The 18,346-nt window shown below is 64.8% G+C and carries 16 protein-coding genes and 1 pseudogene; 10 read left to right on the top strand and 7 right to left on the bottom strand.

Annotated elements, in window-relative coordinates:
* A partial coding sequence (locus tag ACTZWT_RS00005) for an ATP-dependent helicase (protein ID WP_444767679.1) occupies window positions 1-1,584 on the top strand: 1,584 nt, incomplete at its 5' end.
* 1 nt (window position 1,585) lies between these two features.
* Here the strand turns inward: ACTZWT_RS00005 and ACTZWT_RS00010 are convergent.
* Complete coding sequence (locus tag ACTZWT_RS00010; RefSeq protein ID WP_444767680.1) at window positions 1,586-2,368, bottom strand: hypothetical protein; 783 nt, start codon at window positions 2,366-2,368, stop codon at window positions 1,586-1,588.
* Between the two features lie 80 nt (window positions 2,369-2,448).
* Here ACTZWT_RS00010 and ACTZWT_RS00015 point away from each other — a divergent pair, with 80 nt between their 5' ends.
* Together ACTZWT_RS00015 and ACTZWT_RS00020 are read left to right on the top strand one after the other, a co-directional pair.
* Complete coding sequence (locus ACTZWT_RS00015; protein ID WP_444767681.1) at window positions 2,449-2,739, top strand: type II toxin-antitoxin system HicB family antitoxin; 291 nt, start codon at window positions 2,449-2,451, stop codon at window positions 2,737-2,739.
* Between the two features lie 146 nt (window positions 2,740-2,885).
* Window positions 2,886-3,104, top strand: a pseudogene (locus ACTZWT_RS00020) (hypothetical protein); the annotation flags it as partial.
* 92 nt (window positions 3,105-3,196) lie between these two features.
* Here ACTZWT_RS00020 and ACTZWT_RS00025 read toward each other — a convergent pair.
* Together ACTZWT_RS00025 and ACTZWT_RS00030 are read right to left on the bottom strand one after the other, a co-directional pair.
* On the bottom strand, window positions 3,197-4,264 hold the full coding sequence (locus ACTZWT_RS00025) for an XRE family transcriptional regulator (RefSeq protein WP_444767682.1): 1,068 nt from the start codon (window positions 4,262-4,264) through the stop codon (window positions 3,197-3,199).
* 2 nt (window positions 4,265-4,266) lie between these two features.
* A complete protein-coding gene (locus ACTZWT_RS00030) occupies window positions 4,267-4,944 on the bottom strand; it encodes a hypothetical protein (RefSeq protein WP_444767683.1) in 678 nt (225 codons plus the stop codon).
* Between the two features lie 239 nt (window positions 4,945-5,183).
* Between ACTZWT_RS00030 and ACTZWT_RS00035 the strand changes: the two genes are divergently transcribed.
* Window positions 5,184-6,104: an ABC transporter ATP-binding protein gene (locus ACTZWT_RS00035; protein ID WP_444767684.1), complete on the top strand. Its 921-nt coding sequence runs from the start codon at window positions 5,184-5,186 to the stop codon at window positions 6,102-6,104.
* 2 nt (window positions 6,105-6,106) lie between these two features.
* Window positions 6,107-6,868 carry an ABC transporter permease gene (locus tag ACTZWT_RS00040; protein ID WP_444768434.1) on the top strand — a complete coding sequence of 254 codons (762 nt, stop codon included), beginning with the start codon at window positions 6,107-6,109 and terminating at the stop codon, window positions 6,866-6,868.
* A gap of 106 nt (window positions 6,869-6,974) precedes the next feature.
* Here ACTZWT_RS00040 and ACTZWT_RS00045 read toward each other — a convergent pair whose 3' ends face one another.
* Window positions 6,975-7,322 (bottom strand): hypothetical protein, encoded by a 348-nt coding sequence (locus ACTZWT_RS00045; RefSeq protein WP_444767685.1) that lies wholly within the window; start codon window positions 7,320-7,322, stop codon window positions 6,975-6,977.
* Window positions 7,323-7,583: 261 nt separating this feature from the next.
* Here ACTZWT_RS00045 and ACTZWT_RS00050 point away from each other — a divergent pair, with 261 nt between their 5' ends.
* The gene (locus tag ACTZWT_RS00050; protein ID WP_444767686.1) at window positions 7,584-8,345 is read left to right on the top strand and encodes a L,D-transpeptidase; all 762 of its coding nucleotides are present in this window, start codon (window positions 7,584-7,586) and stop codon (window positions 8,343-8,345) included.
* A 130-nt stretch (window positions 8,346-8,475) separates the two neighbouring features.
* Here ACTZWT_RS00050 and ACTZWT_RS00055 read toward each other — a convergent pair whose 3' ends face one another.
* The gene (locus ACTZWT_RS00055) at window positions 8,476-10,758 is read right to left on the bottom strand and encodes a spermidine synthase (RefSeq protein WP_444767687.1); all 2,283 of its coding nucleotides are present in this window, start codon (window positions 10,756-10,758) and stop codon (window positions 8,476-8,478) included.
* A gap of 287 nt (window positions 10,759-11,045) precedes the next feature.
* Between ACTZWT_RS00055 and ACTZWT_RS00060 the strand changes: the two genes are divergently transcribed.
* The gene (locus ACTZWT_RS00060) at window positions 11,046-12,656 is read left to right on the top strand and encodes a phytoene desaturase family protein (protein ID WP_444767688.1); all 1,611 of its coding nucleotides are present in this window, start codon (window positions 11,046-11,048) and stop codon (window positions 12,654-12,656) included.
* Between the two features lie 157 nt (window positions 12,657-12,813).
* Here ACTZWT_RS00060 and ACTZWT_RS00065 read toward each other — a convergent pair whose 3' ends face one another.
* Window positions 12,814-13,122: a hypothetical protein gene (locus tag ACTZWT_RS00065; RefSeq protein ID WP_444767689.1), complete on the bottom strand. Its 309-nt coding sequence runs from the start codon at window positions 13,120-13,122 to the stop codon at window positions 12,814-12,816.
* A 369-nt stretch (window positions 13,123-13,491) separates the two neighbouring features.
* Here ACTZWT_RS00065 and ACTZWT_RS00070 point away from each other — a divergent pair, with 369 nt between their 5' ends.
* Window positions 13,492-14,382: a 50S ribosomal protein L11 methyltransferase gene (locus ACTZWT_RS00070; protein ID WP_444767690.1), complete on the top strand. Its 891-nt coding sequence runs from the start codon at window positions 13,492-13,494 to the stop codon at window positions 14,380-14,382.
* A 3-nt stretch (window positions 14,383-14,385) separates the two neighbouring features.
* On the opposite strand, the gene ACTZWT_RS00075 is transcribed toward ACTZWT_RS00070, so the two are convergent.
* Window positions 14,386-14,583 carry a hypothetical protein gene (locus ACTZWT_RS00075; RefSeq protein WP_322517744.1) on the bottom strand — a complete coding sequence of 66 codons (198 nt, stop codon included), beginning with the start codon at window positions 14,581-14,583 and terminating at the stop codon, window positions 14,386-14,388.
* Between the two features lie 176 nt (window positions 14,584-14,759).
* On the opposite strand from ACTZWT_RS00075, the gene ACTZWT_RS00080 reads away from it, so the two are divergent.
* Both ACTZWT_RS00080 and ACTZWT_RS00085 read left to right on the top strand, forming a co-directional pair.
* Entirely contained in the window at window positions 14,760-16,589 is a 1,830-nt protein-coding gene (locus ACTZWT_RS00080) for an aminopeptidase P family protein (protein WP_444767691.1), read from the top strand.
* Window positions 16,590-16,929: 340 nt separating this feature from the next.
* Window positions 16,930-18,216, top strand: a complete 1,287-nt coding sequence (locus ACTZWT_RS00085; RefSeq protein ID WP_444767692.1) for a multidrug effflux MFS transporter — start codon at window positions 16,930-16,932, stop codon at window positions 18,214-18,216.
* Window positions 18,217-18,346 lie beyond the last annotated feature (130 nt).

The raw sequence follows: 18,346 nt of genomic DNA on the forward strand, positions 1-18,346 counted from the left end.
CTCAAGAACATCTGCTGCGTTGGCGACGACGATCAGTCGATCTATGGCTGGCGCGGCGCCGAGGTCGACAACATCCTGCGCTTCGACCACGATTTCCCCGGCGCCAAGGTGATCCGGCTGGAGCGCAACTATCGCTCGACCGGGCATATCTTGGCCGCAGCGTCGCACCTGATTGCGCATAACGAAGGCCGGCTCGGCAAGACGCTGCGCACCGAGGACGTCGATGGCGAGATGGTCACCGTCACCGGCGCCTGGGACTCGGAAGAAGAAGCCCGCGGCATCGGCGAGGAGATCGAGCAGCTGCAGCGCCAGGGCCACAAGCTCAACGAGATCGCGATCCTGGTGCGCGCCTCGTTCCAGATGCGCGAATTCGAAGACCGCTTCGTCACCCTCGGCCTGCCCTATCGGGTGATCGGCGGGCCGCGATTCTACGAGCGCGCCGAAATCCGCGACGCGCTGGCCTATCTGCGGGTGATCAATTCGCCGGCCGACGATCTCGCCTTCGAGCGCATCGTCAATGTGCCGAAGCGCGGCCTCGGCGACGCCACCGTGCAGATGCTGCACGACCATGCCAGGAAGCGCCGCATCCCGCTGTTCGAGGCCTCGCGGCTGGTGATCGACACCGACGAAATGAAGCCGAAGGCGCGTAGTTCGCTGCGCGGGCTGATCGAGAATTTCGAGCGCTGGCAGGTCCAGCGCAACGCGCTGTCGCATACCGAGCTGGCCGAGATCGTGCTCGACGAGAGCGGCTACACCGAGATGTGGCAGAAGGACCGCTCCGCCGACGCCGCCGGCCGGCTGGAGAACCTGAAAGAACTCGTCCGCTCGATGGAGGAGTTCGAGAACCTGCAAGGCTTCCTCGAACACATCTCGCTGGTGATGGACCGCGATGGCGCCGCCGACGAGGACGCCGTCAGCGTGATGACGCTGCATTCCGCCAAGGGCCTGGAATTCGAGACGGTGTTCCTGCCCGGCTGGGAGGAAGGCCTGTTTCCGCATCAGCGCGCGCTCGACGATCAGGGCCGCGCCGGGCTGGAAGAAGAACGCCGCCTCGCCCATGTCGGCATTACGCGCGCGAGGCGACGGGCCAAATTGTACTTCGCCACCAACCGCCGCATCCACGGCACCTGGAACACCACGATCCCGTCGCGCTTCCTCGACGAACTGCCGCAGGCCAATGTCGAGATCACCGAGTCGAAAGGCGGCTCCGGCTGGGGCGGCATGAGCGGCTACGGCCCGTCGCGCTTCGACAATGTCGAATCCTTCGGCTCGACCTATTCGACCCCGGGCTGGCAGCGGGCGCAGGCCCAACGTAAAAACGGCGGCGGCCGCAGCGGCGGCGCAGGCTTCAGCGAAAGCGGCTCACCATTCGGCGGCAGCCCCCGCCGCGCGCCCTTCACCATCGAAGGCGAGCTGGTCGCCAAATCCACCGGCACCGACTCCGACTTCACCGTCAGCGACCGGGTGTTTCACCAGAAATTCGGCTACGGCCAGGTGACGAAAATCGACGGCAACAAACTCACCATTGCGTTCGACAAGGCCGGCGAAAAGAAGGTGGTCGATAGTTTCGTGCAGCGGGTGTAAGCTATGCACGAATTGTCTGGGTCGTACTCTGAACAACAAAGAACTGAAGATTGAAGTATCTGAGTGCCCAGTCCGCAATGCGCCTGAGCTCCGCCTGTTCGGGTGACTTTCCGGACCGCCCCAGATCAACCTCAGTTGGTTCAATTAACTGCTCTTTCAAAATACTCCTTAACCCACCTTCAACATTCGACAAAACTGAGCTCAACGACTCTTCGGTCTGATGAAGTCGCTCGGCAATCCTGCGCAGCAGAGCGTCTCCGGTGAAGGCCTCTATTCGGCGTGGCTCCGAACAGACCAAATGGGTTTTATCATCATAAGCGACATGGTGATCTCCGTCACCGAGAGGTCCGATAGCCGATGGTCTTATGAAGAATGAGCGATTCACAATACTCGTCGCGATGTAAGCGTCGTTGAATTCGCGGACTAGATGAAAGCGTGGCGCGACATAGAAAACTTCGTTTGCCCCTTGATCAAGGGAAAGAAGCATGTCGTGCTGAGCAGACTTCCAATTAGGGGTTATTGGAAACCGATAAAACGGCAAATCGAGCGCCGCTCCAGTATTGACGGGTTTAGCCGTTGCCAATTTCATGCAATCTGCTCTTTTGAATTGAAGAAAGACCGGAATACCGACCCAGTCCAACTTCACGTCGTAACCCCCTCCAGACTTTCCCTCCTCGATTAGACTCGGGAAAATAGGAGCGGCCTTAAGACCAACACCGGCAAGATTTGCCAGTTCGTGCGTCAATGCGAAGCCATATGAAAACTCAGAAATCTCCGGGACCATTGTAAACTCTCGCCTTTGCTGAACATTGTCCTTACCGTTTCATTTGGGGGCGGTCACGTCATCACCGACTAAGGTCCGCCATGACCCACTACATCGCCATCATCGAAGACGCCAGACCGGGGGTCGCGGTCGGGGTGTGGTTTCCCGATCTGCCGGGCTGCGTCTCGGCGGGCGACGATATCGACGAGGCGCTGCGCAATGCGCCGGAGGCACTGGAGCTGTACCTTGAGCAGGTCGAGCAAGACGGCAAGCCGGTGCCCAAGCCGCGCTCGCTGACCGAACTGAAGGCCGACCCTGAAGTCGCCGACGACATTCGGAACTACATCGTCGCGCTGATCGAAACACCTACCCGCGCCCACGCGGCGGAGTGATCGCACCGCTTCTCCCCGTCATTGCGAGCGAAGCGAAGCAATCCAGAAACTCAGTGCACTGGGGCTCTGGATTGCTTCGGCGGCTTCGCCGCCTCGCAATGACGCGGTGAGGTCGGCGCCACGAAGCGACGACGCGCTGAGGTTCGGCGCCACTTCACCACGAGAGCGAATTGGTCGCTAAATCCACCGGCACCCAGTCGGCCTTCTCGCTGCAAGACCGGGTCTTCCACCAGAAGTTTGGCCACGGCCAGGTCACCAAGATCGACGGCCGCAAACTCACCATCGTGTTCGACAAGGCCGGCGAGAAGAAGGCGATCGATAGTTTCGTGGAGCGGGTGTGGCGATACTTGGTCTTGACCACCTGAAGACGCATTTTTGCGCGCCACGCCTCCACCGAGCAAGCGTGGCCCACATTGGCAAGAAAATAGATATGAAGACGGCCTCCACAGAGACAAAGCTAGATAGCAGTGAGCTTTCTCGCTTCTGGCCTTGGCGTAGACTGACCCAACACTCCAAACACTAGTGACTCAACTTCACTGGCAGGAAGATGGAGATCGCGAGCAATCTCCGCACGCGTAATACGGTCCGCCCAAAGAGACTTTAGTACCTTCTCCCACACCACAGACATTTCGCGTGGCATTGGGAGCGGCTCCTCCTTGTTGAATCTGCGCTGAGAAATCTGAATACAAAGATTTCGATTCTGCCACTCTGAAGTAACTCCGAGTCTCCGGAGACGATAGTTAAGAGCCGCCACAGACACCTTCCATCTAGCCTTACTCTGAACTATATGGTCGAGCGAATAGACATGGGGCATTTCCGCGAGAACATCTGCTTCAGGCATCAAAAAACAAGATGCAAATCTGTTAGCTTCGTCTTCCGCCTCGCGCCCTTTCGGCGTTCCATCCTGATGAAGCACAAGGTGCCCCAATTCATGAGCAGCATCAAAGCGGCTGCTCTCAGCGCTTTTCATCGTATTTAGGAAAACATAAGGCTTCCCCGCCCTCCATAAAGAGAACGCATTCACCTTCAGCGAGTTTTCCGCCAAAGAGAACACACGAACTCCCTTGGATTCCAAAAGATGAATCATATTGGAGATCGGCCGCTCACCGAGCGCCCACTCTTCGCGCAAGGCCCTGCTCGCCGCCTCTGGAGAGTAAAAACTCAAATCAGGCACGACGACCTTAGGAAGATCAAAGCGCGCCTCAACGTAGTCAGCGATCAAGAATCCGATCGAACCTGCAGCAAGTGCAGCATCCCGTATTGCGGCTGTCATAGCAGCTTGACTGCGGAAACTGGCGTTGTCAGCCAATGGCTCGTCCAGATCGCAACCAAAAAAGAACTCAACCGGGAAGCGAAGCGTTTTCGCCAGTATCGGCAAGACCTCCTCCGCAGGCGCTGTCTTCCCAGCTTCGTAACGAAGAACCGTATACTCACTGACACCAAGTGCGTCGGCAAGTTGACGCTTATTCAGCAGTCGCCGTTTCCGGGCGATGCCGAACCTACTTCCATTGAATTTTCGTTCCATGTTTACTTGCGGCGAACCGGGATATCGAACTCAGACCCATCTGAGTCAGATTGCGGCGCGTCTTTACGAACCTTCACTTCGGGCGGCCAATCACCAGGTCCGACTAGAATGATTCTCTCGCTGAAGCCAGTGAAGTATCCATTCTCGACTGAGATCGGACAGGAGAACTCTGCCCGTACGATATCCCCCTCGTTGAAGACGCAAACGTAGAACGTTGCATAGCCCGACGAGTGGCTAGCTTTGGGCTTGAACAAGACAACCCTGTCGTCACTCGCCGCCGGCTCAAGGCCAAAGAGAGTATGTTGAGTGCCGTCAATCGCCCGATCTGTCGCCGCACCTTTCTTTGAACAGTTCTGTGGAACAGAAGCTGGCAGAGCGATACCCGTTGCTTCATCGGTGTTCGCTACCGCGATCCGCATGCCAAGCTTGTGGTTCACAATGCACGACAACTGATCGCTATCATCCTTGAGCCAGCCATGGGGGCGCAAAATCTCGCGGGAACGACGAATGCCAAACCGCCAAGAGGACCAGCCTCGGGCAGCAGGAGGGTCGTTTTCAGTGCAAGCAGCCCTAGCTGCCACCATCGCCTGGACGACGTCCATGAGCTGCTCGCGGGTGACGCCGAGCGAAGAAAGCCGCCCATCCACTTCTCTGGAATCTCTGAAGATCACCGCCGGCATGACAGCCCCTGTCAGTTTTTTCTACCTCATATGAGCACAAAAAAACTGGCACGCCAAGTAGTTTGTGGCTTGATTCAGAGGCTTTCTGAGAAACTCGATGCAAATGCGGGCAGATCGGGTAGAGCGGCTGCCCGCTCCTCCGTCGGTTGCGCCCCGCCTCCTTCGTCCTTATGTAACCGACCCGCGCGACCGGCTGCGCCCGCAGCCCTGCCCCTGCGCCCCACCGACGACGAGCCCGCATGGCCCCGATCATTTCCGTCCAGAATCTCAGCAAGACCTATGGCACCGGCCGCAAGGCGCTTAACGGCGTCAATCTCGACATCATGCGCGGCGAGATCTTCGCGCTGCTCGGCCCCAACGGCGCCGGCAAGACCACGCTGATCGGCACGATCTGCGGCCTCGTCAACGCCTCAGAAGGCAAGGTCAGCGTCGACGGCCACGACATCGTCGACGACTATCGCGCGGCGCGCGAGATGATCGGGCTGGTGCCGCAGGAACTGCACACCGACGCGTTCGAATCGGTGTGGGACACGGTGAGCTTTTCCCGCGGGCTGTTCGGCAAGCCGAAGAACCCCGCGCATATCGAGAAGGTGTTGCGCGACCTGTCGCTGTGGGACCGCAAGGACAGCAAGATCATCACGCTGTCCGGCGGCATGAAACGCCGGGTGATGATCGCAAAAGCGCTCTCCCACGAGCCGCAGATCCTGTTCCTCGACGAGCCGACCGCCGGCGTCGACGTCGAATTGCGCAAGGGGATGTGGGAAGTGGTGCGCGCGCTGAAGGCGACCGGCGTCACTATTATCCTCACCACGCATTACATCGAGGAAGCCGAGGAGATGGCCGACCGCGTCGGCGTCATCAACAACGGCGAACTGATCCTGGTCGAGGAAAAGGCCGCGCTGATGCGGAAGCTCGGCAAGAAGCAGCTCGCGCTGTATCTCGACGAAGCGCTCGGCGCGATCCCGCCGCAACTGGCGGCCTATGATCTGGCGCTCGCCGACGACGGCCGCAGGCTGGTCTACACCTACGACACCCGCGCCGGCCACACCGGCATCACCGCGCTGCTCGGCGACATCCGCGCCGCCGGCATCCACTTCAGCGATCTCGACACCAGCCAGTCGTCGCTGGAAGAGATCTTCGTCAGCCTGGTGAGGGCATGAGCATGAACCACCGGGCGGTCAGGGCGATCTATCTGTTCGAGATGCAGCGGACCTGGCGCACGCTGATGCAGAGCGTGGTGTCGCCGGTGCTGTCGACCTCGCTGTATTTCATCGTGTTCGGCGCCGCGATCGGCTCGCGGATCGACCAGGTCGAGGGCGTCAGCTACGGCAGCTTCATCGTGCCCGGCCTGATCATGCTCAGCGTGCTGACGCAGAGCGTGGCGAACGCCTCGTTCGGCATCTACTTTCCGAAGTTCACCGGCACGATCTACGAGATCCTCTCGGCGCCGGCGTCGTTTCTGGAAATCGCATTGGGCTATGTCGGCGCCGCGGCGACCAAGTCGATCATCCTCGGCCTGATCATTCTCGCCACCGCCTGGCTGTTCGTGCCCCTGAAGGTCGCGCATCCGGTCTGGATGCTGAGTTTTCTGGTGCTGACGTCGGTGGCGTTCAGCCTGCTCGGCTTCATCATCGGCATCTGGGCGGACGGCTTCGAGAAGCTGCAGGTGGTGCCGCTGCTGATCATCACGCCGCTGACGTTTCTCGGCGGCAGCTTCTATTCGATCTCGATGCTGCCGCCGATCTGGCAGACCATCGCGCTGTTCAATCCGGTGGTCTATCTCGTCTCCGGCTTCCGCTGGAGCTTCTACGAGATTTCCGACGTCGATATCGGCATCAGCGTCGCCGCGACCCTCGGCTTCCTGCTGTTCTGCATGGCTGTGGTGTGGTGGATCTTCAAGACCGGCTACCGGCTGAAAGCCTGATCCTCAAATCGCCGATCGGCCGACGCTGCGATCCAAAGAGGCTGCGATCGGCCAAAGAAAAAAGCGCGGCCCGAACGGCCGCGCCTTTTTTGGAATGTCCGCCGGGTCAGCGGCGATAGCAGCGGAAATTGCCGCTGCGGGTGTAGTAGCCCTTGCAGCGGTGGCCGCGGTGATAGCGATAGCGCGGGCCGTTGTTCGGCAGACCGAGCACGCCGTTCACGGCGCCCACCGCACCACCGACGCCGGCACCGATCGCGCCGCCGACCACGCCACCGACCGGACCCGCCGCGCGGTTGCCTTCGCGCGAGCCTTCCTGCGCGCCGCGGACGATGCCCTGGGCATGGCCGATCGTCGGGATCGCCAGCAGCGCCAGCGCCAGCGCGGCGGCAGCCAGCATCGCCTTCAGCGGCGACTGGTCCGCGCGAATGGCGAGCGTCTTGGTTGTCGTTTTCATCGTGTCCATCCTTCGGGATATGTCCCCCGATCGAGCGTCGGAGCAGTTGTGACACGATAACCCGCGACCGCCGCATAAGTTCCATCCGGCCCCGGTTTCGCCGCAGCTCGGTCTTGGCCCCGCCCGGCGCAGCGGCGAGTTAACGATGCCCGCGGTTTTCCCGATGCGACGCCGCCACTGGAAACTGTGGAAGCCACTATGCATATTACCGTCGGGGACGGGTTGTGAAGTCGAAGGATCGGGCCGAGGAGGCCGTCAAGAATGCGTTCGTATCTCGTTTCCCTCACCGGTCTGATCCTGCTGGCGGCGACCGGCGCCGCCCAGGCGAAAGTCGCGATCACCGTCGACAAGGACAATCAGCAAATGACCGTCGCGGTCGACGGCGTCGAGCGTTATCGCTGGCCGGTCTCGACCGGCAACCCGTCGCACGAAACGCCGAACGGCTCGTTCCGCACCTTCCGGATGGAGCCCGACCATTATTCGAAGGAATTCGACGACGCGCCGATGCCGCACGCGATCTTCTTCACCAAACGCGGCCACGCCATCCACGGCACCGACGCCGCCGGCAAGCTCGGCGTGCCGGTGTCGCATGGCTGCGTGCGGCTGTCGCGCGAGAACGCCTCGAAGCTCTATGCGCTGGTCGAGAAGGACGGCGTGCTCAACACCACCGTCACCCTCACCGGATCTTCGCGCGTGGCGCTGGCGCGACAGCCGGCCAACCGGACGGCCACCGCGGCGGCTCGGCGCGCGCCGGCGCCCGGCTATGACGGCACCGGCGAGCCGGTCGAACTGGCGCCGCGCGCGCAGCCGCGTGTGGTCGCGCCGCAGGTCGCCGACGACGGCTACATCTATCCGGCCGACGGCAGCGACAGCCGCCGCTACCCGGCCCCTCCCGGCTATCGCCGAGGCTACGCTCAGCCGCAGTACCAGTACTCGGATGAAGACGCCTACGCGGCGCAGGTCTACCAACCCCGGCGCTACTACCAGCCGCGCAGCTATTACGGCGGCTACTCGGCCTATTGATCGAAACTGATCGTGAGCTTGGAACGCGCGTCCGCTCCGGTGGGCACGCGTTTTGCCTCGCGTCGGCGCAGTCCCGGTTGCGGCGCGTGGTCTTGACGCGAACGGCCTGCCCGCTTCGCTCGCAAACGCTTTATTCGGAGCCTTCCCGCAGCCGACGCCAGACTGCGCCGAGGACGTTGGAATAGTCGTCGGTCCAGACCCGCTGATTGGGACGCGGCGTCGTCAATGTCCAGTCGGGCGACGACGCGATGTCGCCGACATCCTCCGGTTCACGCGCCGAAATCACCACCGAGGTGGCGAAGATGTATTCCGCATCGCGCTCCGGATCGTCGCCATAGGCCCAGCTCTTCAGGCCATTGGCAGCGGCGATGCCGACCACCACGCTCGACAGTTCGAGATGCCGGTTGGAGACGTGCATCAGAACCGCGCCCTCCGGCGCCAGCTTCGATTTGTAGATCGCCATTGCCTCGCGGGTCGCAAGGTGGATCGGGATCGCATCCGAGGAATAGGCGTCGACGATGATCAGATCGTAGGTGCCGGCCGGCTCGCTTGCGAAGGTCAGCCGCGCGTCGCCCATCACCGGCTGCAGGTCCGGCGCGCATTGGCTGACATAGGTGAAGTATTTCGGGTCGCGCGCGGTGTCGACCATCGACTGGTCGATCTCGAAGAAACGCCAGCTTTCGCCGGGCTGCGCCGCGCAGGTCAGCGACCCCGCACCGAGCCCGATCACCGCGACGCGGAGCGGCCCGGCCTTGCGGCCGCGGATCGCGGCGATCCCGCGGCCGATGCCGCCGTCCTTGTCGTAATAGGTGATCGGCTCGGGCCGGCCGGTGACCGGCGAGCCGTCATCGTTCAGCATCTTCTGCGCGCCGTGGATCGTGGTGCCGTGCAACAGCACGTGATACTGGCCGTTCGATGTTACCTGGATCTTGTGGACGCCGAAGAAGCTGCGAACGGTGTCGACCCGCCCGTCGTCCGGCGGATACAGCCGTGCCAGCGTCAGCGCCAGCACCACCGTGGCGAACACCTTCCAGCGATTGGCGCGCAGCGCCAGCGCCGCGAACGCCGCCACCGCCGCGACGTCGCCGACCAGCAGCACGCGGTTGATGCTGAGCCATTCGAACACCTGGCCGGAGCTGAACGCCGGCGCGATCAGCACCACCGCCAGCGCGGCGAGAAACGCCCAGTACCACCGCGTCCAGGCCGGCACGCGCTCGGCGGCCTGCGGCCGGCACAGCACCGCCAGCGCCAGCAGGATCGGATATTCGGCAATCCAGGAAAAGCTGTAGGGCGCCACCAGCCCCGCGAACAGGCCGCCGACCATGCCGCCGAACGACAGCGCCACATAGAAGCCGGTGAGATGGCGCGCGTCCGGGCGCGTCCGCGCCAACTCGCCATGGCAGGCCATCGCGATGATGAAGAACGACAGCAGATGGCCGCCGAGGATCACCAGCAGATTGGGCGTGCCGGAATAGGCCAGCAGCACCGCGATCACCGCGATCGCCAGCGGTTGCGCCGCCAGCATCCATTTGTGCGGCAGCAGCGGCCGCGACTGGAACACCAGCACCCAGGTCAGCAGATACAGCGACAGCGGCAGCACCCACAGCAGCGGCGCCGCCGCGACGTCGGTCGAGATGTGGGCGGTCACCGCGATCAGGAGGCCGGACGGCACCGCCGCGAGGAAGATCCAGCGGCCCAGCGTCGTCCAGGACGGCGCGACCGCACCCGCATCGTCCTCACCGGTGCTGGCGTTGATGTCCATCCGCGGCGAACGCAGCAACAGATAGCCGCATCCGCCGATCAGCAGGATCAGGAGGCCGTAGCCGCCGGTCCAGACGATGTTCTGTACGCGCAGCGTTAGCGCCGGCTCCAGCAGCACCGGATAGGACAGCAGCGCCAGGAAGCTGCCGATATTCGACGAGGCATAAAGGAAATACGGATCCGGCCCGTTGGGATGGCCGGTGCGCACGAACCATGCCTGCAGCAGCGGATTGTTGGCGGCGAGCGCGAAGAACGGCAGGCCGATCGAGACCGCGAACAGGCCGAGCAGCCAGAACGCATAGCCGCTCGACGGCGGCGTGCCCCAGCCGCTCGCGATCGACAGCGGCAGCATCAGCAAGGCCGCGACCAGCAGCGCCAGATGGATCGCGACCGGAACGGCGCGGTTGCGGAAGCGGCTGATGTAATGCGCATAGGCGTAGCCGCCGAGCAGCAGCGACTGGAAGAACACCATCGCCACCGACCACACCGCCGGCGAGCCGCCGAGCCGCGGCAGCACCATCTTGGTGAACAGCGGCTGGACCGAGAACAGCAGCAGCGCGCTGGTGAAGATCGCGGCGGTGTAGACGATCAGGATCACCCGATTGCGCGCCTCGGAATTGTGAGCCGCAACGGGCGGCATCGAGTCGGTCATACGGTCTCCAGCCAGGATGCCCCGGCGATGCCGGCGCAGACAATCGGACGTCGCGGGGGCGCATGGGCGCCCCCAGGCGGGCCCGATGCGGCGCGGCCGCGTCCGACCATCGCAGAACCGGACGCCGCCATCCACTCGGATCAGGCCACCGCGACGTTGTGCCGTGGCTCCGGGGCGACCCTTGTGCCGGTCGCCGGGTCTTTGATATTCAATCCCTGATAACGGAGTGTGGACTCCGTGTGGCCGGCGCGGCCAAGGAGCCGCCGCCCGCCCCTCCTGGAACACCCATGTCAGATCCCGACGTGCTGATCATCGGCGCCGGTCACAACGGCCTCACCTGCGCCGCCTATCTGGCGCAGGCCGGGCTGAAGGTGAAGGTCGTCGAGCGCCGCAGCGTGGTCGGCGGCGCCGCGGTGACGCAGGAGTTTCACCCCGGTTACCGCAACTCGGTCGCCGCCTACACCGTCAGCCTGCTCAACCCCAAGGTGATCGCCGACCTGAAGCTCGCCGAGCACGGGCTGCGCATCGTCGAGCGCCGGGCGCAGAATTTCCTGCCGGCGCCGGGCGGCAAATACCTGCTGACCGGGGCTAAATATACCGCCAGATCGGTGGCGCATCTCAGCAAGCGCGACGCGGCGACGATCGACGGTTTCACTGCCGAGCTGGAGACCATCGCCGACGTGCTGCGGCATTTCGTGCTGCGCGCCCCGCCGAATCTGGTCGAGCGCTTCGGCGCGGGCGCGATCCGCGAAGGCTTTGCCGCGCTCGGCACCGCCAACCGGCTGCGCGCGCTCACGCTGGAGCAGCAGCGGCTGCTGCTCGATCTGTTCACCTGCTCGGCCGGCGAGATGCTCGACGCGCGGTTCGAGAACGATCTGGTCAAGGCGCTGTTCGGCTTCGACGCCATTGTCGGCAATTACGCCAGCCCCTATGCGGCCGGTTCCGCCTACGTCATGCTGCACCACGCCTTCGGCGAGGTGAACGGCAAAAAGGGCGTCTGGGGACACGCGATCGGCGGCATGGGCGCGATTTCGCAAGCGATGGCGGCCGCCGCCCGCGCCGCCGGCGCCGAGATCGAGACCTCGGCCGGGGTCCGCGAGGTGCTGGTCGAGAAGGATCGCGTGGTCGGCGTCACCCTCGACGACGGCCGCAGCCTGCGGGCGAAATACGTCGCCGCCAACGTCAATCCGAAGCTGCTCTACACCCGGCTGCTGCCGAAGGATGCGCTGCCGGTCGACTTCCGCCGGCGCATGCAGGCGTGGAAGAACGGCTCCGGCACCTTCCGGATGAACGTCGCTTTGTCCGGCCTGCCCTCGTTCAAGGCGCTGCCCGGAACCGGCGACCACCTCACCGCCGGCATCATCATCGCCCCCGGCCTCGATTACATGGACCGCGCCTGGAGCGACGCCCGCGCCCATGGCTGGAGCCGCGAGCCGGTGGTCGAGATGCTGATCCCCTCGACGCTGGACGACAGCCTCGCCCCGCCCGGCCGGCACGTCGCCAGCCTGTTCTGCCAGCACGTCGCGCCGCAACTGCCCGGCGGCGTGTCCTGGGACGACCGCCGCGACGAGGTCGCCGACCTGATGATCGCGACCGTCGACCGCTACGCCCCCGGCTTCGCCGCCAGCGTGCTCGGCCGCCAGATCCTGTCGCCGCTCGATCTCGAGCGCGACTTCGGCCTGCTCGGCGGCGACATTTTTCACGGCGCGCTCAGCCTGAACCAGCTCTTCTCTGCGAGGCCGATGCTCGGCCACGCCGACTACCGCGGCCCGCTGAAGGGTCTCTACCACTGCGGCAGCGGCGCCCACCCCGGCGGCGGCGTCACCGGCGCCCCCGGCCACAACGCCGCGGCGGCGATCCTCGCAGATCACCGCAGCCTGTTCACAAAGCGTGGATAAGACTGTGTGGAAGCCTGTGGACAGGCTGTGGAAAAGTGGCCGTTAAAGCTGTGCGCGAATCTGTTGAAGCACGGTGTGAATCGCGGGGAAAAGCTGTGGATGGGCTACCGCAAACGAGGCATCAATCCGCGCCTCCGGGACGGGACAGCTCGCGCCCTCACCCCTTCAGACACCGCCGCGCCTGGTTGATCTGGGCCCAGGAATAGCCGTTCTTGACCGCCCAGGCGATCGACTTGGCTTTGCCGTGTTCGGCGACATGGTATCGGATGGTAGCGCAATCGAGATTGGCCGCGGGCGGCGCAAAGGACTGCTGCTGCTGCAAGGACTGCGGCTGATACAACGGCTGCTGTTCCGCGACCGCCTCGACCGTGCCGGCCCAGGAGCCGGCCAGGCACACCGCAACCACCGCGCAAATGCCGCCGCTGCGGGTCGACTTTGTGAATATAACTTCGCCGGTATTGATCATTCGCCCTCAACTTTCCTTTGCGCTCATGCCGAGCGCGGGAGGGGGCGCCGATGCTCAATCCAGCAGTCATGGACACGGGCACGTCATTGGCCCAGTCCGCACCACTCCTCCGGGGGTTCTTAAAGCAGGAATCGTCAGGCCGATCCCTACCCTGTGTCCCTTGGGACACAAATATGGCTTTTTGGTTACCGGCCGCATCTCAATTTACCACTCGAAAGTCCAATGACCACTCCCAAGATACCGCAAGCGCCACCTTCAAGCCTGTGGGTAAGTCGTGGACAAACACCGGCTTTCGGGCGCAGAAGCTGTGGACATCGCGTTGAGACATTACATCAAACGGCGCCCGCCCCGCCAACCATCGGACCTGCCATGCCTGATCCCGCTCCCACCACCCGCGCCAGTTTCGTGATCGGCGACGAGGCCACCGCGCGCCGGGTCACCGACCTGCTCGGCGAGTGCTTCGACGAGGCCGAGATGGCGATCGCGGCGTTCGAGCGGCCGGACCGGAGCTGGGAGATCGCGCTGCATTTCGGCGAGCTGCCGAACCTCGACGGCATCCGCGATCTGGTCGCCCAGGCCGCCGGCGACGCCGCGGCGAAGGCGATGAGCGTCGAGACCATCGCGGCCAAGGACTGGGTGGCGGCGAGCCTCGAGGGGCTGGTGCCGGTGGCCGCCGGCCGCTTCGTGGTCCACGGCCAGCACGACCGCGCCCGCATTCCGCCGAACAAGCTCGGCATCGAGATCGAGGCCGCGCTCGCCTTCGGCACCGGCCATCACGGCACCACCCGCGGCTGCCTGACGCTGCTCGATCTGGTGCTGCGCGCCGGCCCGCCGCGCAGCGTGCTCGACCTCGGCACCGGCACCGGCGTGCTGGCGATCGCCGCCGCCAAGGCGCTGCGCCAGCCGGTGCTGGCGACCGACATCGACAAGCAGTCGGTCGCGGTCGCCAGGGAGAACGCGCGGCTCAACGGCGTCGGCAATCTGGTGCACGCCGAATGGGCCACCGGCTTCGCCTCGCCGGCCTTCGCCGCCCATGCGCCGTTCGACCTGGTGCTGGCGAATATTCTGGCCAACCCGCTGCGCGCGCTGGCGCAGCCGATGTCCGAACACCTGGCGCCGTCGGCGCTGGTGATCCTGTCCGGCCTGCTGCAGCCGCAGGCGCAGAGCGTGATCGCGGCCTATCGGGCGCGCGGCTGCGTGCTCCTGCGGCAGATCGTGATCGAGGGCTGGAGCAGCCTGCTGCTGGCCAAGACGTTCTGAGAACTACTTCCCGGGCGGCTTCGGAAAGCGGACATAGACGCCGTCCTTCGGCACCGCGCGCTTGCCGCGCGCCCCGGCCAGCCGATCCAGCATTTGAGTGATGACGCCGCGCTGCTTCTTGTCGGAGGGTTCGACATTCGCGCCTGGGTTCGGGTTCGGACGAACGGGCGCGGAAATCTTCTCGAACGAAAATGCAGGCATGTGTATCCCCTCATCGTTGAGTTGAGACACTCCCGGGTTTCTCCCGGACGCGTTATCAGAGTGCGTCGGCACTCGGGCCTGTTGCTTGCAGGCCCGATAAATCAAGCATAACTCGTGCCATGAGAGAAGCTTTTCGCAGACGACCGGCGCGTCGCGCACAATGAGGAAGGGCACCGATGTTCGAAGCGCAGTTCCAGACCTTCGAGGAGCCGGAAGGCGGCGTCGCCCTCACTGCAAGGCTCGCCGCATTCCGCGAAGAGCTGGCGCGGAAGAAGCTCAGCGGCTTCGTCGTCCCGCGCGCAGATCAGCAGCAAAACGAGTATGTACCGGCCTGCGACGAGCGGCTGGCCTGGCTCACCGGCTTCACCGGCTCGGCCGGCCTGGCGATCGTGCTGGTCCGCGAAGCAGGATTGTTCGTCGATGGCCGCTACACGCTGCAGGCTGCCAAGCAGGTCGACACCAGGGCCTGGACGATCGAGTCGCTGGTGGAACCGCCGCCGGAACGATGGCTGGAACAGCATCTCAAACCGGGCGACCGCCTCGGATTTGATCCATGGCTGCACACTTCTTCGGCAGTCGAGCGGATGCAGGCCGCCTGCGCCAAGGCCGGCGCGGAGCTGGTTCCCGTCGACGGCAACCCGGTGGATGGGGTGTGGACCGAACGTCCCGCGTCGCCACTGGGCCAGGTCAGCATCCACGGGCTCGAATTCTCCGGCGAAAGCGAGAGCGCCAAGCTCGAGCGGATCCGAGGCGAGCTTGCGCGGCTGAAGGCCGACGCGCTGGTGCTGTCGGATTCGCACGCGGTGGCCTGGACCTTCAACATCCGCGGCGCCGACGTCTCGCACACGCCGCTGCCGCTGTCCTACGCGCTGGTGCCGAAGGACGGCCGCCCGACCATCTTCATCGACGGCCGCAAGCTGTCGAACGCGGCGCGTGACCACCTCGAACATTCCGCCCAGGTCGCCGAGCCCGCGGCACTGGCGCCGGCGCTGCAGGCGCTCGCCGCCACCGGCGCAGCCATCGCGCTCGACAGCGCCACCGCCGCCGATGCGCTGACGCGGTTGATCAGGGATGCCGGCGGCAAGCCGCTGCGCGGCGCCGATCCGGTGGCGCTGCTGAAGGCGGTGAAGAACGCGACCGAGATCGAAGGCACAAAGACCGCGCATCGCCGCGACGCGGTGGCGCTGGCGCGGTTCCTCGCCTTCATCGACCGCGAGGCGCCGGCCGGCGCGCTGACCGAGATCGACGCCGTCGAGGCGCTGGAGAGTTTCCGCCGCGACACCGGCGCGCTGAAGGACGTCTCGTTCCCGACCATCTCCGGCACCGGCCCGAACGGCGCGATCGTGCATTACCGCGTCACCCGCAAGAGCAACCGCCGCATCCAGCCGGGCGACCTGCTGCTGATCGATTCCGGCGCGCAGTATCAGGACGGCACCACCGACGTCACGCGCACGATTGCGATCGGCGAGCCGACCGCCGAAATGCGCGACCGCTTCACCCGTGTGCTGCGCGGCCACATCGCGATCGCCCGCGCGGTATTTCCAGACGGCACCACCGGGGCGCAGCTCGACACGCTGGCGCGGCAATTCCTGTGGCAGGCCGGAATCGATTTCGACCACGGCACCGGCCACGGCGTCGGCAGCTATTTGTCGGTGCACGAAGGCCCGGCGCGGATCTCCAAGCTCGGCACCACGTCGCTGAAGCGCGGCATGATCCTGTCCAACGAGCCCGGCTACTACAAGACCGACGGCTTCGGCATCCGGATCGAGAATCTCGAACTGGTGATCGAGAAACAGATCGACGGCGCCGAGAAGCCGATGAACGGCTTCGAGACGCTGACGCTGGCGCCGATCGACCGGAGGCTGATCGACCTCGACATGCTGAGCCAGAAGGAGCTGGCGTGGCTGAACGACTACCACACTTGCGTGCGCGCCGAAGTCCGCCCGCATCTCGACGGCCCGACCCAAGCCTGGCTCGACGCCGCCACCGCGCCGCTGCAGCGCTGAGCATCGAGCGCTTGAGACACTGGAGCGCGTCCTCTCCCCGAGTCATTCCGGGGCACGCGCGTAGCGCGTGAGCCCGGAATCCATAGCCCCTGGACTCACGGCGAGACCCAACGGCTGCACCGCCCCAACCAATCGCCGGCGCAAGGGGATATGGTTCCGGGCTCGCGCTGCGCGCGCCCCGGAATGACGAACTCCAAGGTGGTGTGCCGGACCATCGGCCAGCCCCTCGCGCTCTCCGCATGGCCTCATGTCGAAAACGGCCTGTGAACGATCCTGCGGCGCGCTACAGTCTTCTCACACCGCACATCGTCATTTGCTGACCGGTCGGAACCGCCCCCGCATGCACGGCAAGACCGGCAGAACCTTCGCGATCGACCCCGGCCGGATCGACCGGCCGCCGTCGAAGCTGCTGCTGTTGCTGCTGGTGCTGATGAACGGCGCGGCGCCGATCGCGCTGTACATCTTCGTGCCGGCGCTGCCGGTGCTCGCCGGCGATTTCGGCAGCGACATCTCGGTCGCGCAGATGACGGTATCGCTCTACATGGTCGGGCTGGCCTGCTCGCAGCTGATCATGGGGCCGCTGTCGGACCGGTTCGGCCGCCGCCCGGTGCTGCTCGGCGGGCTGACGCTGATGGTGGCCGCCAGCGTCGGCTGCATCTTCGCCGAGACCCTGCCGCAACTGATCGCCGCGCGGTTCCTGCAGGCGCTCGGCGGCGCTTCCGGCATGGTGATCAGCCGCGCCATCATCCGCGATCTCTACAGCCGCGACCGCGTCGGCGGCATGCTCAGCCTCGTCATCGCGGTGATGATGATCGCGCAGATGCTGAGCCCGCTGTTCGGCGGCGTGATCGAAACCGCGCTCGGCTGGCGCGCGATCTTCTATGTCGTCACCGCGGGCGCGATCGCCGTCACCGCGACAATCGCGCTGGCGCTGCCCGAGACCCGCCGCCGTCACGGCCCCGCCGCGGGCGGCTTCCGCGGCGATGTCGGCAGCCTGTTCCGGAGCCGCGCCTTCATCGGCTATGTGCTGTGCCAGGTGCTGGCCTCGGCGATCATCTTCACCTTCGCCGGCGGCGGGCCTTACGTCGTGGTGACGCAGATGGGCCGCAGCTCGGCCGAATACGGCGCGTGGTTCGCCAGCTCCGGCTTCGCCTATCTGCTCGGCAACCTGTTCTGCGTGCGGTTTTCGCCGCGCACTTCGCTCGACAGACTGATCTGGTTCGGGCTGGCGATGCAGATCGGCGGCGCGGCGCTGAACCTGCTGTGGGGCGTGCTCGGCTGGAATCAGGTACCGAGCTGGCTGTTCGCCACCCACATGATCATCATGTTCGGCAACGCCTTCGTAATGGCCAACGCCACCGCCGGCGCGATCAGCATAAGGCCGCAGGCGGCCGGCACCGCGTCCGGGCTGATGGGCTTCACCCAGATGGGCTTCGGCGCGCTGTGCTCGCAATTCGGCGCGTATCTCGGCGGCCATTTCGCCACGCCGCTGCCGCTCAACATCGCCGTCGCCGCCCTCGCACTGGCCTGCGCCGCGTCGATGATCTTCCTGGTCCCGCGCAGCAATCTTGTCGCGACCGAAGAGCTGATCGAGAAGGCCGAAGGCGAGGAACCGCCGGTGATGTGAGGAGTGGCTCTCGCTCAGCCGAGCACACCACCCCAAGCACCAAGCACAGCACCGTCATCCTGAGGTGCGCGCCCTCTTCGGCGCGCCTCGAAGGATGCGGCGACGGGTCGTATGCGCGGCCCATCCTTCG

The sequence above is a fragment of the Rhodopseudomonas sp. NSM genome (genome assembly GCF_052445935.1).
Taxonomy (GTDB): domain Bacteria; phylum Pseudomonadota; class Alphaproteobacteria; order Rhizobiales; family Xanthobacteraceae; genus Rhodopseudomonas.